General features: G+C 68.6%; 14 protein-coding genes. 11 read left to right on the top strand and 3 right to left on the bottom strand.

The genetic code is table 11. The features are described from left to right. Nucleotides 1-5: 5 nt before the first annotated feature. The 4 genes from SLW55_RS04250 (at nt 6) to SLW55_RS04235 (ending at nt 3262) form a co-directional block, all read left to right on the top strand. Nucleotides 6-1013: a methionine ABC transporter ATP-binding protein gene (locus SLW55_RS04250; protein ID WP_267100674.1), complete on the top strand. Its 1008-nt coding sequence runs from the start codon at nt 6-8 to the stop codon at nt 1011-1013. Further along, on the top strand, nt 1010-1705 hold the full coding sequence (locus SLW55_RS04245; RefSeq protein WP_017916296.1) for a methionine ABC transporter permease: 696 nt from the start codon (nt 1010-1012) through the stop codon (nt 1703-1705). The genes SLW55_RS04250 and SLW55_RS04245 overlap by 4 nt, the downstream gene beginning before the upstream one ends. Before the next feature lie 177 nt (nt 1706-1882). Beyond that, nucleotides 1883-2686, top strand: a complete 804-nt coding sequence (locus SLW55_RS04240) for a MetQ/NlpA family ABC transporter substrate-binding protein (RefSeq protein WP_017907484.1) — start codon at nt 1883-1885, stop codon at nt 2684-2686. A gap of 12 nt (nt 2687-2698) precedes the next feature. Next, nucleotides 2699-3262, top strand: a complete 564-nt coding sequence (locus tag SLW55_RS04235; RefSeq protein ID WP_267102381.1) for a DUF1453 domain-containing protein — start codon at nt 2699-2701, stop codon at nt 3260-3262. A gap of 123 nt (nt 3263-3385) precedes the next feature. On the opposite strand, the gene SLW55_RS04230 is transcribed toward SLW55_RS04235, so the two are convergent. Continuing rightward, entirely contained in the window at nt 3386-4015 is a 630-nt protein-coding gene (locus tag SLW55_RS04230; RefSeq protein ID WP_017907486.1) for an OmpW family outer membrane protein, read from the bottom strand. A 182-nt stretch (nt 4016-4197) separates the two neighbouring features. On the opposite strand from SLW55_RS04230, the gene SLW55_RS04225 reads away from it, so the two are divergent. Next, entirely contained in the window at nt 4198-4737 is a 540-nt protein-coding gene (locus SLW55_RS04225; protein WP_295965366.1) for a DNA-deoxyinosine glycosylase, read from the top strand. A gap of 158 nt (nt 4738-4895) precedes the next feature. Here SLW55_RS04225 and SLW55_RS04220 read toward each other — a convergent pair whose 3' ends face one another. Then, a complete protein-coding gene (locus SLW55_RS04220; protein WP_295965367.1) occupies nt 4896-5639 on the bottom strand; it encodes a hypothetical protein in 744 nt (247 codons plus the stop codon). A 211-nt stretch (nt 5640-5850) separates the two neighbouring features. Here SLW55_RS04220 and aceF point away from each other — a divergent pair, with 211 nt between their 5' ends. The 3 genes from aceF (at nt 5851) to SLW55_RS04205 (ending at nt 9880) form a co-directional block, all read left to right on the top strand. Beyond that, nucleotides 5851-7599: a dihydrolipoyllysine-residue acetyltransferase gene (gene aceF, locus SLW55_RS04215; protein ID WP_320744665.1), complete on the top strand. Its 1749-nt coding sequence runs from the start codon at nt 5851-5853 to the stop codon at nt 7597-7599. Nucleotides 7600-7731: 132 nt separating this feature from the next. Further along, the gene (gene lpdA / locus SLW55_RS04210) at nt 7732-9531 is read left to right on the top strand and encodes a dihydrolipoyl dehydrogenase (RefSeq protein WP_152236502.1); all 1800 of its coding nucleotides are present in this window, start codon (nt 7732-7734) and stop codon (nt 9529-9531) included. A 61-nt stretch (nt 9532-9592) separates the two neighbouring features. Further along, on the top strand, nt 9593-9880 hold the full coding sequence (locus SLW55_RS04205) for a hypothetical protein (protein ID WP_150411109.1): 288 nt from the start codon (nt 9593-9595) through the stop codon (nt 9878-9880). Between the two features lie 135 nt (nt 9881-10015). Here SLW55_RS04205 and SLW55_RS04200 read toward each other — a convergent pair whose 3' ends face one another. Next, entirely contained in the window at nt 10016-10828 is an 813-nt protein-coding gene (locus SLW55_RS04200) for a hypothetical protein (RefSeq protein ID WP_017911696.1), read from the bottom strand. 448 nt (nt 10829-11276) lie between these two features. Between SLW55_RS04200 and SLW55_RS04195 the strand changes: the two genes are divergently transcribed. From SLW55_RS04195 to atpE, 3 genes are all read left to right on the top strand, one after another. After that, nucleotides 11277-11642, top strand: a complete 366-nt coding sequence (locus tag SLW55_RS04195) for an ATP synthase subunit I (RefSeq protein WP_026143249.1) — start codon at nt 11277-11279, stop codon at nt 11640-11642. 26 nt (nt 11643-11668) lie between these two features. Then, the gene (gene atpB, locus SLW55_RS04190) at nt 11669-12463 is read left to right on the top strand and encodes a F0F1 ATP synthase subunit A (RefSeq protein ID WP_017910289.1); all 795 of its coding nucleotides are present in this window, start codon (nt 11669-11671) and stop codon (nt 12461-12463) included. 77 nt (nt 12464-12540) lie between these two features. Then, on the top strand, nt 12541-12840 hold the full coding sequence (gene atpE, locus SLW55_RS04185; protein WP_010340497.1) for a F0F1 ATP synthase subunit C: 300 nt from the start codon (nt 12541-12543) through the stop codon (nt 12838-12840). Nucleotides 12841-12881 lie beyond the last annotated feature (41 nt).

Below are 12881 nucleotides of genomic sequence, written 5' to 3'. Positions count from 1 at the left end.
GCGCGTTGATCCAGTTCGAGCGCCTGCACAAGTCCTATTCCGTCGCCGGCCAGCCGGTCGTGGCGCTGCATCCGCTCGACCTGCGCATCGAGGCCGGCGAGGTGTTCGGCATCATCGGCCATTCCGGCGCCGGCAAGTCGACCCTGATCCGGCTGATCAACCGGCTCGAGGAACCCAGCGGCGGTCGCCTGATCATCGACGGCGAGGACGTCACCGCGCTGGACCGCGCCGGGCTGCGCACGCTGCGCCAGCGCGTGGGCATGATCTTCCAGCACTTCAACCTGCTGTCCTCGCGCACGGTCGCAGGCAACGTCGCGTTCCCGCTGGAACTGGCCGGCACGCCGCGCGCGGAGATCGACGCGCGGGTGGCCGAGCTGCTGGAGCGGGTCGGGCTGGCCGCGCATGCCGGCAAGTACCCGGCGCAGCTGTCTGGCGGGCAGAAGCAGCGCGTCGGCATCGCCCGCGCCCTGGCCACTCGCCCGCGGATCCTGCTGTGCGACGAGGCCACCAGCGCGCTGGACCCGCAGACCACCGCCTCGGTGCTGGCGCTGCTGGCGCAGATCAACCGCGAGCTGGGCCTGACCATCGTGCTGATCACCCATGAGATGGAAGTGATCCGCCGCGTGTGCGATCGCGTGGCGGTGCTCGATGCCGGGCATCTGGTCGAGAGCGGGCCGGTCACCGAGGTGTTCCTGCACCCGCAGCATCCGACCACCAAGCGCTTCGTGTCCGAGGCCGAGCACGTCGACGAGGCCGAGCTGTACCGCGATTTCACCGCCGTGGACGGGCGCATCCTGCGGCTGACCTTCCTCGGCGCCGACACCTACGCGCCGCTGCTCGGGCGCATCGCCCGCGCCACCGCGGTGGACTACAACATCCTGTCCGGGCGCATCGACCGGATCAAGGACACCCCCTACGGCCAGCTGACCGTGGCCCTGGTCGGCGGCGACATGGATGCGGCGCAGGCCGCCTTCGTCGCGGCCGGCGTGCATGTGCAGGAGCTGCGCCGATGAGTCCGATCGCCACCGCCGCCACCGGCTTCTTCCGCAATCTCGATGCCGGCAAGTGGAGCGAGATCGGTCGCGCCACCGTCGATACGCTGCTGATGCTCGGCGGCTCGCTGCCGCTGACCCTGCTGATCGGCCTGCCGCTGGGCGTGCTGCTGTTCCTCACCGGCCCGCGCCAGACCCACCAGAAGCCGCTGCTGTACGGCAGCCTGGCGCTGGTCATCAACGTGCTGCGCTCGGTGCCCTTCATCATTTTGATGATCGCGATGATCCCGCTGACGCTGTGGGCGATGGGCACCTCGCTGGGCGTGCGCGGCGCGATCCTGCCGCTGGTGGTGGGCGCGGCGCCGTTCTACGCGCGGCTGGTGGAGACCGCACTGCGCGAAGTGGACCGCGGCGTGGTCGAGGCCAGCCTGGCGATGGGCGCGACCACCTGGCAACTGGTGACGCGGGTGCTGCTGCCGGAAGCGCGGCCGGGCCTGATCGCCGGCGCCACGGTGACCACCATCGCCCTGATCGGCTTCACCGCGATGGGCGGCGCGATCGGGTCGGGCGGCCTCGGCGACCTGGCCTACCGCGACGGCTACCAGCGCTCGCACGCCGACGTGGCCCTGGTGACCGTGGTGATCCTGCTGCTGCTGGTGCAGGCGCTGCAGATGCTCGGCGACCGCCTGGTCGCGCACTACAGCCGGCGCTGATGTCCTGCGTACCGCGGTAGGAACGGCTTCAGCGCGCCCCTGACCGGTGGAGCGGTCGCGGCTGAAGCCGTTCCCACGCGCATGGATCGCCCCGCCTGCACGGCCGTCTGCTAGCGTGCACGCATCGCGGCCGCGGGTCGCGCTCCTCCACTCCCCCCGTTTCTCCGGATACCTGCCATGACCCGATTCCCGTTCCGCCTTCTGCTCGCCAGCGCTGTGCTCGTGCTCGGCGGCTGCGGCAAGCCCGATGCCGGCGCCGCCGGCGACCATCTCAGCGTCGCCGCCACTGCGGTGCCGCACGCCGAGATCCTGGAGGTGGTCAAGCCGATGCTGGAGCAGCAGGGCCTGACCCTGGACGTGCGCGTGTTCAACGACTACGTGCAGCCCAACGACCAGGTGGTGCAGAAGCAGATCGACGTGAACTACTTCCAGACCGAGCCCTACCTGCAGGCCTACAACCGCGACCGCAAGAGCGACCTGGTGACCGTGGTCGGCGTGCACATCGAGCCGTTCGGCGCCTACTCGCGCCGCTACAAGTCGCTGGACGCGCTGCCGCAGGGCGCCGACGTGGTGATCCCCAACGATCCCAGCAACAACAGCCGCGCGCTGATCCTGCTGGACAAGGCCGGGGTCATCAAGCTCAAGGACCCGAGCAATGCGCTGTCCACCCAGCGCGACATTGTCGCCAATCCCAAGCAGCTGAAGTTCCGCGAGCTGGATTCGGCGATGCTGCCGCGGGTGCTGGACCAGGTCGACCTGGCGCTGATCAATACCAACTACGCGCTCGACGCCGGCCTCAACCCGACCCGCGACGCGCTGGCGATCGAAAGCAAGGATTCGCCGTACGTGAACTTCCTGGTCGCGCGTCGCGACAACAAGGACGATCCGCGCGTGCAGAAGCTGGCCAAGGCGCTGACCAGCCCGGAAGTGAAGGCCTTCATCCAGCGCAAGTACCAGGGCGCGGTGCTGCCGGCGTTCTGATCGGCCACGCGCATGCCGCTGCTGCTGGCCATTCCGCTGGCGATCGTGATCGCGCTGGCGGTGACCGCGGTGCTCTTGCCGCTGTCGCTGCTGCAGCGGTTCCGCGTGGGCACGGCGCGGCGTCAGGCGCGCGGTTGGCTGGTCGCGGTGCAACTGTGGTCGGCGCTGCTGTCCAGCGTGGTGTTGCTGGTCTTCGCCCTGATCGCCGCGCACTGGTGGCCCGGTGCGGCCACGCATGCGCTGGCCGGCTGGGGCATCGGCGTACCGCTGGGGGCGCTCGGCATCGTCGCCACCCGCTTCGAGCCGTTGCCGCACGGGCTGCACTACACGCCGAATCTGTGGCTGGTCTTGGGCCTGACCGCGCTGGTGGCGGTACGCATCGGTGCCGGGCTGTGGCAGGGCTGGCGCAGTCTGGCCGATGGTGCGGCGTGGCCGACCGAGGGCTGGATGAGTCATGCCAGTCTGCTGGCCGCCGCGGCCTTGCTGCTCGGCTATGCCTGCGCCTACGCCTGGCTGCTGCGGCGGCGCCTGCGCCGGTTCGACCGCTACCGCGGTTTCGATCGCTCGCCGCGCTGAAGGCGGCCGCGCCCGCGTGCACGCGCACTGCGGTTTTCGCTGGTCGCGCGCTCGATCCGGCGCACGCACAAAAACAAACGGGCCCTTGCGGGCCCGTTTGCGCAAACGCTGGAGACGGAACGCTTAGAAGCGCGCGCCGACGCCGAAGCTGAACAGCCACGGATCCAGCTTCAGGTCTTCGCCGGTGCCTTCGCCGGCCACCTTCAGCTCCGGACGCGAGTGCATGTAGCGCGCATCGGCACGGGCGAACCAGGTGGAGTTGATGTTCATGTCCACGCCGACGGTGCCGATGGCGCCCTTGGCGGTGTCCAGGCTGATGTGCTGGTCCGGGTTCAGGCCAGCCAGCTTCTCGTTGCTGAAGTTGGACTCGTAGTAACCGACGCCGACGAACGGACGGAACACGTTGTCCGCCTGGCCGAAGTGGTACTGACCGCTCAGCGCGATCGGCTGCTGCTCGACGGTACCGACCTTGCCGATGCCGTCGGCCTTGACGCGGTGGTTGAACTTGTCGGCAGCGCCCCACAGTTCGACCGCCCAGTTGTCGTCGATCAGCCAGCTGGCGCTGATGGTGGGCGCCGGGCCGCCATCGACGTCGAGGCCGGCCGCCGGCTTGGAATGCGGGTCGAGCAGAGTCGCGCTGCCGACGACGGAGAAGTGCTTGCCGGAAGCGGTATCGGCATCCTGTGCGAATGCGGCGGGCGCAAACGCAAGGGCGGACACGACAGCCAGGCTCAGGATCTGAATGGACCGCATGGGGTATCTCCTCATCTTTTTCTTGTGGGGCCACGGGAGTGGGCGCGCACACCGTATCGATGAGAAGATGAATCGGCGCCGACCCTCGCCGGACGAATGCAGGCGACGTTCAGGCACTTGCGCCCGATGCTTGAAATAACGAGGTTTTAAGGCTTTTGGCTGTTCATCCAGGTGCGCGCGACGTGACGACGCAGCCGCTGTTGCAGGGCCTGCCCGCGCGGATTCGCGACGATTGCCGCGTGCTTGTGCTCGGCTCCATGCCCGGTGCGGCGTCGTTGCAGCAGGCGCGTTACTACGCGCATCCGCGCAACCGGTTCTGGCCGCTGATGGCGGCGCTGTGCGGCTTCGATGCGGCACTGGACGCCGAAGCGCGGATGCAGGCGCTGCACGCGGCCGGCGTGGGCCTGTGGGATGTGATCGGCCAGTGCCGACGCCGCGGCAGCCTGGACGCGGCGATCGTGCGCGGCAGCGAAATTCCCAATGCCTTGCCCGAGCGCATCGCGCAATTGCCGCAGCTGCGCGCCATCGCCTGCAATGGCGCGGCGGCGGCGCAGGCGTTCGCGCGCTTCGTGCAGCCGCACCTGCCGCTGCGCGATCCGCCGCTGGTGCTGCTGGCGCTGCCGTCCAGCAGCCCGGCCAATGCGGCGTTCGCCTGGCCGCGGCTGCTGCAGGCGTGGTCGCCGCTGCAGCAATGGCTGCGGGTGCCGATGGCTGGCGATTGACGGGTGCCTCCAATCACGCGCGAGGCACACGCGCAGGGGCGGCTTCAGCCGCGACGCGGCGATCCCGACAGCGCTGGCGCGGCCGAAGCCACTCTTGCGAGACAGCGCGATGTGGCAAAAACAGGTGATTGGCGGCGCGCTGGCGTTGCGTCCATGGATCAGCGCCGCGCGCGCAGGCGCAGCCACAGGGTCTGCAGCGCCAGCACCGCGGCGAGCAGCAAGGCCACCCACGCCGCAGTCTGCGCACCGGCCAGCGTGCTGGCGGCCTGTTTGGCGTAGACCGCGGCCAGCGCCCACAGCGCCGCCGCCGCGTAGGCGAGGTTGCCGCGCATGGCCCGGTTCATGCCCAGCAGCAGCACCGCCGCCAACGCGAACAGCACCAGGCTCCACGGCAACATCCGCTCGGTCGAGAGCCAGCGGTAGGCCACGATCACCTGCGCGGTGTTCAGGAATGCCGCCAGCGACAGCCAGCCGGCGTGCAGCGACAGCGGCAGCCAGGCCCACAGGGTCTGGCCGGATTCGGGGGAGGGGTCGCGCGACAGCCGCAGCGCGGCCAGCAGCATCGCCGCCAGCGCGGTCCAGATCACCGCCAGCGCCAACAGGAAGTGCTGCTGCGAGAACACCGGCATCCACGCCGCCGTCAGCGCGAAGCCCAGCGCCGCCGGCGCCCGCACCTGCGCCAGCGCGCTGATGCGACGGCGCCGCGCGCTGGATTGCCACAGGCCGAAGGCCAGGTCGAGCAGGAAGATCACCCCCCAGATCGCGAAGGCGTAGCCGGCGGCGACGATCAGGGTCGGGTAGCGGTCGGAGATGGCGCCGTTGGTCGGGCCGAACGCGCCGCGTTGCGAGAACCAGGCGACCAACGGCATCGCCAACGCCATCAACAGCACCAGGATCCGCATGCCTGCCCTCCGGAAATCTGCGGCGAGCCTAGCCGTGGCGCCGTGAAGGCGGTGCACCGGCGATGGCTGTGCAACATGCGCCGGCGTACTGTCCGCCGGCAGTGGCGCCCCCTGCAGGCGATCGGGCTTTTTTGCCCGCCAAAGGTTGGCGCTGCGGCTGCGGGCCGCCACAATAGGGGTTTCCCCCTCATTAGTTGCCGGAGTTCCCCGCATGGCCGAAATCAAGGAAGCACTTGTCCCCGATATCGGTGACTACAGCGACGTCCCGGTAATCGAAGTGCTGGTGGCCGTCGGCGACACGGTGAAGAAGGACCAGAGCCTGGTCACCCTGGAATCGGACAAGGCGACGATGGAAGTGCCGTCGCCGTTCGCCGGTGTGGTCAAGGAGATCAAGGTCAAGGTCGGCGACAGCCTGTCCGAGGGCAAGGTGGTGGCGCTGATCGAAGTGGCCGAGGGCGGCGCCAGCGCCGCAGCCGCCGCGCCTGCGGCCGCCAAGGCCACGCCCGCGCCGGCCCAGCAGGCCGCCGCTCCGGCCGCGGCGCCCGCGCAGAGCGCGGTCAAGCCGGCCCCGGCCGCGCCCGCCGGCGTGGTCGAGGCCCGGGTGCCGGACATCGGCGACTACAGCGACGTGCCGGTGATCGAAGTGCTGGTCGCGGTCGGCGACACGGTCAAGAAGGATCAGGGCCTGGTCACCCTGGAGTCGGACAAGGCGACGATGGAAGTGCCCTCGTCGGTGGCCGGCGTGGTCAAGGAACTCAAGGTCAAGGTCGGCGACAGCCTGTCCGAGGGCAAGCTGGTGGCGCTGATCGAGGTGGCCGGCAGCGATGCCGACGCGCCGGCCGCGTCCGCGGTCCAGCCCAGCGCCGAGACCGGCGGCGGCGTGGAGCCGGTGCCGGCCTCGTCCGCGCCGGACAAGCTGGCCCAGCGCGAGATCGCCCAGGTCCAGGCCACGGCGCCGGCCAAGGCCGCCGCGCCGTCCGCCACCCAGAGCAGCCCGCCGGTGGCGTTCGACGCCGACAGCGTGCTGCCGCAGAAGGTGCCCTATGCGAGCCCGGCGGTGCGCGTGTTCGCCCGCGAACTCGGCGTGGACCTGTTCCAGGTCAGCGGCTCGGAGCAGGGTGGCCGCATCACCAAGGACGACGTGCAGCGCTACGTCAAGGCGGCGCTGTCCGGCGCCGCGCCGGCCGCCGCCGGTGCCGCGCCCGCCGCGGGCGGCAATGGCCTGAACCTGCTGCCGTGGCCGAAGGTGGACTTCGCCAAGTTCGGCGAGGTCGAGGTCAAGCCGCTGTCGCGGATCAAGAAGATTTCCGGCGCCAATCTGGCGCGCAACTGGGCGATGATCCCGCACGTCACCCAGTTCGAGCAGGCCGACATCACCGACCTGGAAGCCCTGCGTGTGGCGTTGAACAAGGAGAACGAGAAGGCCGGCATCAAGCTGACCATGCTCGCCTTCCTGCTCAAGGCCAGCGCCGCGGCGCTGAAGCAGTTCCCCGAGTTCAACGCCTCGCTCGATGCCAGCGGCGAGAACCTGACCCTGAAGAAGTACTTCCACATCGGCTTCGCCGCCGACACCCCGAACGGGCTGGTGGTGCCGGTGATCCGCGACGTGGACAAGAAGGGCGTGGTCGAGCTGGCGCGCGAGAGCGGCGAGCTGGCCAAGAAGGCGCGCGACGGCAAGCTCGGCCCGGCCGACATGAGCGGCGGCTGCTTCTCGATCAGCTCGCTCGGCGGCATCGGCGGCACCGCCTTCACCCCGATCGTCAATGCGCCGGAAGTGGCGATCCTGGGCGTGTCCAAGTCGTCGATCCAGCCGGTCTGGAATGGCAAGGAATTCGCGCCCAGGCTGATGCTGCCGCTGTCGCTGAGCTACGACCACCGGGTCATCGACGGCGCCGCCGCCGCGCGCTTCACCACCTACCTGAGCCAGGTGCTGGCGGACATGCGCCGCGTGCTGCTGTAAGCCCTGTCGTCACGGCGCCGCGTCCGTCGCGGCGCCGGTTTTCCCCCACCTGCGCGCGCCGCCTGTTTGCGCGGTCGCGCCGACGAACTGCAAACGCCCCTCGCCGCGGCGAAGGGCCACAGGAGAAGCTGCATGGCGGTCATTGAGGTCAAGGTCCCGGATATCGGCGACTACAGCGACGTTCCGGTCATCGAGGTGCTGGTCGCCGTCGGCGACACGGTGAAGAAGGACCAGGGCCTGGTGACGCTGGAGTCGGACAAGGCCACGCTGGAAGTGCCGTCCGCGGCTGCCGGCGTGATCAAGGAACTGAAGGTCAAGCTCGGCGACACCCTCTCCGAGGGCGCGGTGATCGCGCTGCTGGAGACCGCCGATGGTGCCGCCGCCGGCGCGCCCGCCGCGGCCCCGGCCGAAGTGCCGGCCAGCAAGCCGCCGGTGGCGCCGTCGCACCGCGCCCCGGCCGAGCCGCCGGCACCGAAGCCGGCGCTGGCCAGCGGCAAGCCCGCCGACATCGAATGCAAGATGGTGGTGCTCGGCGCCGGCCCCGGCGGCTACACCGCCGCGTTCCGCGCCGCCGACCTGGGCCTGGACACGGTGCTGATCGAGCGCTACGCCAGCCTCGGCGGCGTCTGCCTCAATGTCGGCTGCATCCCGTCCAAGGCGCTGCTGCATGCGGCCGCGGTGATCGACGAGGTCGCCCATGCCGGCGATTTCGGCGTGGACTTCGGCAAGCCCAAGATCACCCTGGACAAGCTGCGCGAGTACAAGGAAAAGGTGGTCGGCAAGCTCACCGGCGGCCTGGCCAGCATGGCCAAGCAGCGCAAGGTGCGCACCGTCACCGGCGTGGCGTCGTTCGTGTCGCCGAACGAGCTGGAGATCGTCGGCGCGGACGGCAAGACCCAGTTGCTGCGTTTCGAGCACTGCATCGTCGCCGCCGGCTCGCAGGCGGTGAAGCTGCCGAATTTCCCGTGGGACGACAAGCGGGTGATGGACTCCACAGACGCGCTGGAACTGCAGGAGATCCCCAAGACCCTGCTGGTGGTCGGCGGCGGCATCATCGGCCTGGAAATGGCCACCGTGTACAGCGCGCTGGGCAGCAAGGTCACCGTGGTCGAGTTCATGGACCAGCTGATGCCGGGCGCGGACAAGGACCTGGTCAAGCCGCTGGCCGACCGCTTGAAGAAGCAGGGCGTGGAGGTCCATCTCAAGACCAAGGCGGCCGAGGTCAAGGCCGATAAGAAGGGCATCACCGTGACCTTCGAAGCCGCCACCGCGGGCGAGACCCCGGCGCTGGCCGCCACCACCTACGACCGCGTGCTGGTCGCGGTGGGTCGCGCGCCCAACGGCAAGAAGATCGGCGCCGACAAGGCCGGCATCAACGTCACCGAGCGCGGTTTCATCCCGGTCGACCGGCAGATGCGCACCAACGTGCCGCATATCTTCGCCATCGGCGACATCGTCGGTAACCCGATGCTGGCGCACAAGGCCACCCACGAGGGCAAGCTGGCCGCGGAAGTGGCCGCCGGCGAGAAGAAGGAGTGGGTGGCGCGGGTGATCCCGTCGGTGGCCTACACCAACCCGGAAATCGCCTGGGTCGGCGTCACCGAGACCGAGGCCAAGGCCAAGGGGCTGAAGGTCGGCGTGGCCAAGTTCCCGTGGGCGGCCAGCGGCCGCGCGATCGGCATCGGCCGCACCGAGGGCTTCACCAAGCTGATCTTCGACGAGGAGACGCACCGCATCATCGGCGGCGCGATCGTCGGCGTGCACGCCGGCGACCTGCTGGCCGAGATCGGCCTGGCGATCGAGATGGGCGCGGAGGCCGAGGACATCGGCCACACCATCCACGCGCATCCGACCCTGAGCGAATCGGTCGGCATGAGCGCCGAGGTCTACGACGGCACCATCACCGACCTGTACATCCCGAAGAAGAAGTGACGCCGCCCGGCGCGACCGTGCCGCTGCGTGCGGTGCGGTCGCGGCCGTGGTGAATCCACGCATGGAGGTTGCCGTGGGGCAGGGCACCCTATGTCCCGAACTGCAGGCGCTGCTGCAGCGCGAACTGGCCAGCGGCAACCGCATCGCCGAGCCGCCGCGCCGGACCGACTGGCCGCATCCGGGCTCGGTCTTCGTGTCGCTGAAGCGCGACCTGCGCAGCGACGTGGCGGCGCTGCCGGCGACGGTGCAGCATGCGATCTGCACCGATCCGCACTACGGCTGGCACGACGAGTGCTACTGCTCGACGCACCAGCATCTGCTGGTGGCGGGAGCGACCAAGCCGCCGTGAGCCTGTGTCGGCTGCCGCAGTCGCTGCCACCGCCTCTGCGATCTGCCGCGCACCCCGTTGAACGACAAAACCCCGCATCGCTGCGGGGTTCTGCATGGAACCGCTCGCGGGTCCCGGGTTCCGGGTCCCGAAAGATCAGAACGCGAAGGTCACGCCCGCGACCGGACCCTTGAACTCCTGCTTCAGGCCGATCGCGGCGTTGCCGCCCTTGCGGTCCACGTCGAGCTTGAACCAGTCGTAGCCGGCAAAGATGCCGAAGTTGCGGGTGAAGCGATACTCGGCGATGGCGTTGGCGCGGCTCAGGTCGCCGTCGTATTTCTTGAAATCGCCCCACTTGGTGTTGACGTACTGCCCCTGCACATTGAACAGCCAGTGTTCGTTCGGGTGCGCGGTGAAGCGCAGGCCGACCACCGGCGCGGCGCCGTCGTCGCTTTCGTCGACGAAGGTGCCGGTGTACAGCGGGCCCAGGTCGGCATAGGCCTTGCCGTTGACCTTGGCCCACTCGGCACCGAGCTGCAGGCCCATGCTGAACTGCGGCGTATCGATCACCGAGTAGTCGTACACCAGGCTGGCGACCTGATATTTCAGTTGGCCCTTGACGAAGCTGCCCGACGGCACGGTGACGCCGCCATAGCTGACGTCCTGGCCCAGCTCCTCGCGGCGGTCCTTGTCGTACTTGAAGTAGTCGAAGATCAGGCGCTGGCGGGTGCTGATGCGGAACACGCCGTCCACGCGCGGCTCCCACTCCTTGCCGCCCAGCTTGAAGTCCTGCGACCCGGAGATGGCATTGCCGTTGATGACGGTGTTGCCGCGCAGGGTGTTGTTGTTGTCGACGTTCATCGCGCCCAGGCGCAGGGTGAAGCGGTCGTCGCCGTCTTCGGCGTGGGCGGGCAGCGCATAAGCGGCGGCGAGCGCGCACGGCAGTGCCAGGGCAAGCAAGTGTTTCATGGGGGGGCAAGCTCCGTCGTCTTGGGATTTTTTTGGATGGGGCGTCGATGGCAGGGCCACCGCGTGCCGTCACTATCCTTAAATTCGCGTCCACCATTCGTGAAGGTATGGTGGCGCGGGCCGCCACGCCCGTCCCAGAACGCGCAACGAAAAGAGCCCCGGGAGGACCGGGGCTCGGTGGGTCTGCGCTGTGGGCCGACGAGGATGGGCGCAGTCCCTGTCCGATCAGACAGCGCAGTGGACAGAAAGTTCCTCCGCAAAGGCGTGCTGCAACGCCGCATTCGGCGCCGGCGGCGGGCGGTGGCCGTGTTATCGTCTACGGGCGGATGGGCATTCGGACGCGGCCAGGACCCCTGGCGGTTGTCTCGCAAATTGTCCCATTGCTATAATTCCGCGGCTCGACGGACGCGAAGACGTCCTCAATCCACCACCAATTGCAGGATTTTCTGTGCTGAACTCCGTTGATGCGGGTCGGCGGCTGATGCTGCGCGCAGCGATTTACCCGCTGGTGGCGGTGGCCGTGGTGTCCCTGCTGTTCCTGCTGCTGGGACCGAAATACGCGATGGGCGCCGCCGCAACCGGGCTGGCGACCGTGGCAGGGGGATGGCTGGCCGCACGCACCGCGCTCAATGGCGGCGTGCAGGCGGCGGGTTCGGCGCTGGCGCGGTTGATCGTGGCCATGGTGCTGAAGTGGGTGTTGGTGTTCGCGGTGCTGGCGCTGGGCTTTGCCTGGTGGCGGTTGCCTCCTCTGGCCCTGTTGGCGGGTATCGCCGTCGGGCTGATGTTCCAGGTTCTGGCTCTGGCCAGGCGTTGATCGAATCAAGAAAAGGCTCAGGACTCATGGCGGGCGAGGCAGAAACCCCTACCTCCTACATCCAGCACCATCTGCACAACCTCACCTTCCAGGTGCAGGAAGGCGGGTTCTGGCAATTGCATGTCGACACCCTGGTGATGTCGCTGCTGATGGGCCTGCTGATGGTGTTCGGCTTCTGGCTGGCCACGCGCAAGGCCACCGCGGGCGTGCCCGGCAAGTGGCAGGCGTTCGTGGAAATCATGCTGGAGTTCGTCGACCGCCAGGCCAAGGACACCTACCACGGCACCAGCAAGCTGGTGACCCCGATCGCGATCACCCTGTTCTTCTGGATCCTGTTGATGAACCTCATCAAGATGATCCCGGCGGACTTCCTCGCGATCCCGCTGGGCTGGGTCGGCGTGCACTACTGGAAGCCGGTGCCCACCGCCGACGTCAATGCCACCCTGGGCATGTCGATCAGCGTGTTCTTCCTGATGCTGTTCTTCTCGCTGCGCTCCAAGGGCGTGGGCGGGATGACCAAGGAATTCCTCACCGCGCCGTTCGGCAAGTGGATGCTGCCGTTCAACCTGATCCTCAATATCGTCGAATGGCTGAGCAAGCCGGTGTCGCTGGCGATGCGACTGTTCGGCAACATGTTCGGCGGCGAGATCGTGTTCCTGCTGATCTGGGTGCTGGGCGGTGCCGGCATCCTCGGTGCGCTGGCCGGCGGCGCGTTCGGCTTCGGCTGGATGCTGTTCCACCTGCTGGTGATTCCGCTGCAGGCGTTCATTTTCATGATGCTGTCCATCGTGTACCTGAGCCTGGCGGAAGACAGCCACTGACGTTTCTGTTTCACGCGTTCTAAGCAACCCTTCGTTCGATTCACCATCCTCAAGCAACTTTGTTCCTGGAGAAAACCATGTACTTCGCCGTCCTGACCAACCTCGCCCAAGTCCAGAGCTCCACCGTCCTCGCCGTCGGCATCATGATCGGCCTGGCCGCGCTGGGCGCCGGCCTCGGTCTGGCCATCATGGCCGGCAAGTTCCTGGAATCGGCCGCGCGCCAGCCGGAACTGATCCCGGTGCTGCAGGTCCGCATGTTCATCACCGCCGGCCTGATCGACGCCGCGTTCATCATCAGCGTCGCGGTCGGCCTGCTGTTCGCGTTCGCCAACCCGATGATCGGCGAGTTCGTCGCGCGTCTGCCGCAGGGCGGTTGATCCCGTCGTACCGGCGTGCGGTCGCCATCGGCGGCCGCCGC

It is taken from the genome of Xanthomonas sp. LF06-19 (assembly GCF_034105425.1).
Classification (GTDB): domain Bacteria; phylum Pseudomonadota; class Gammaproteobacteria; order Xanthomonadales; family Xanthomonadaceae; genus Xanthomonas_A; species Xanthomonas_A sontii.
This window is presented reverse-complemented; position numbering and strand designations above follow the sequence as displayed.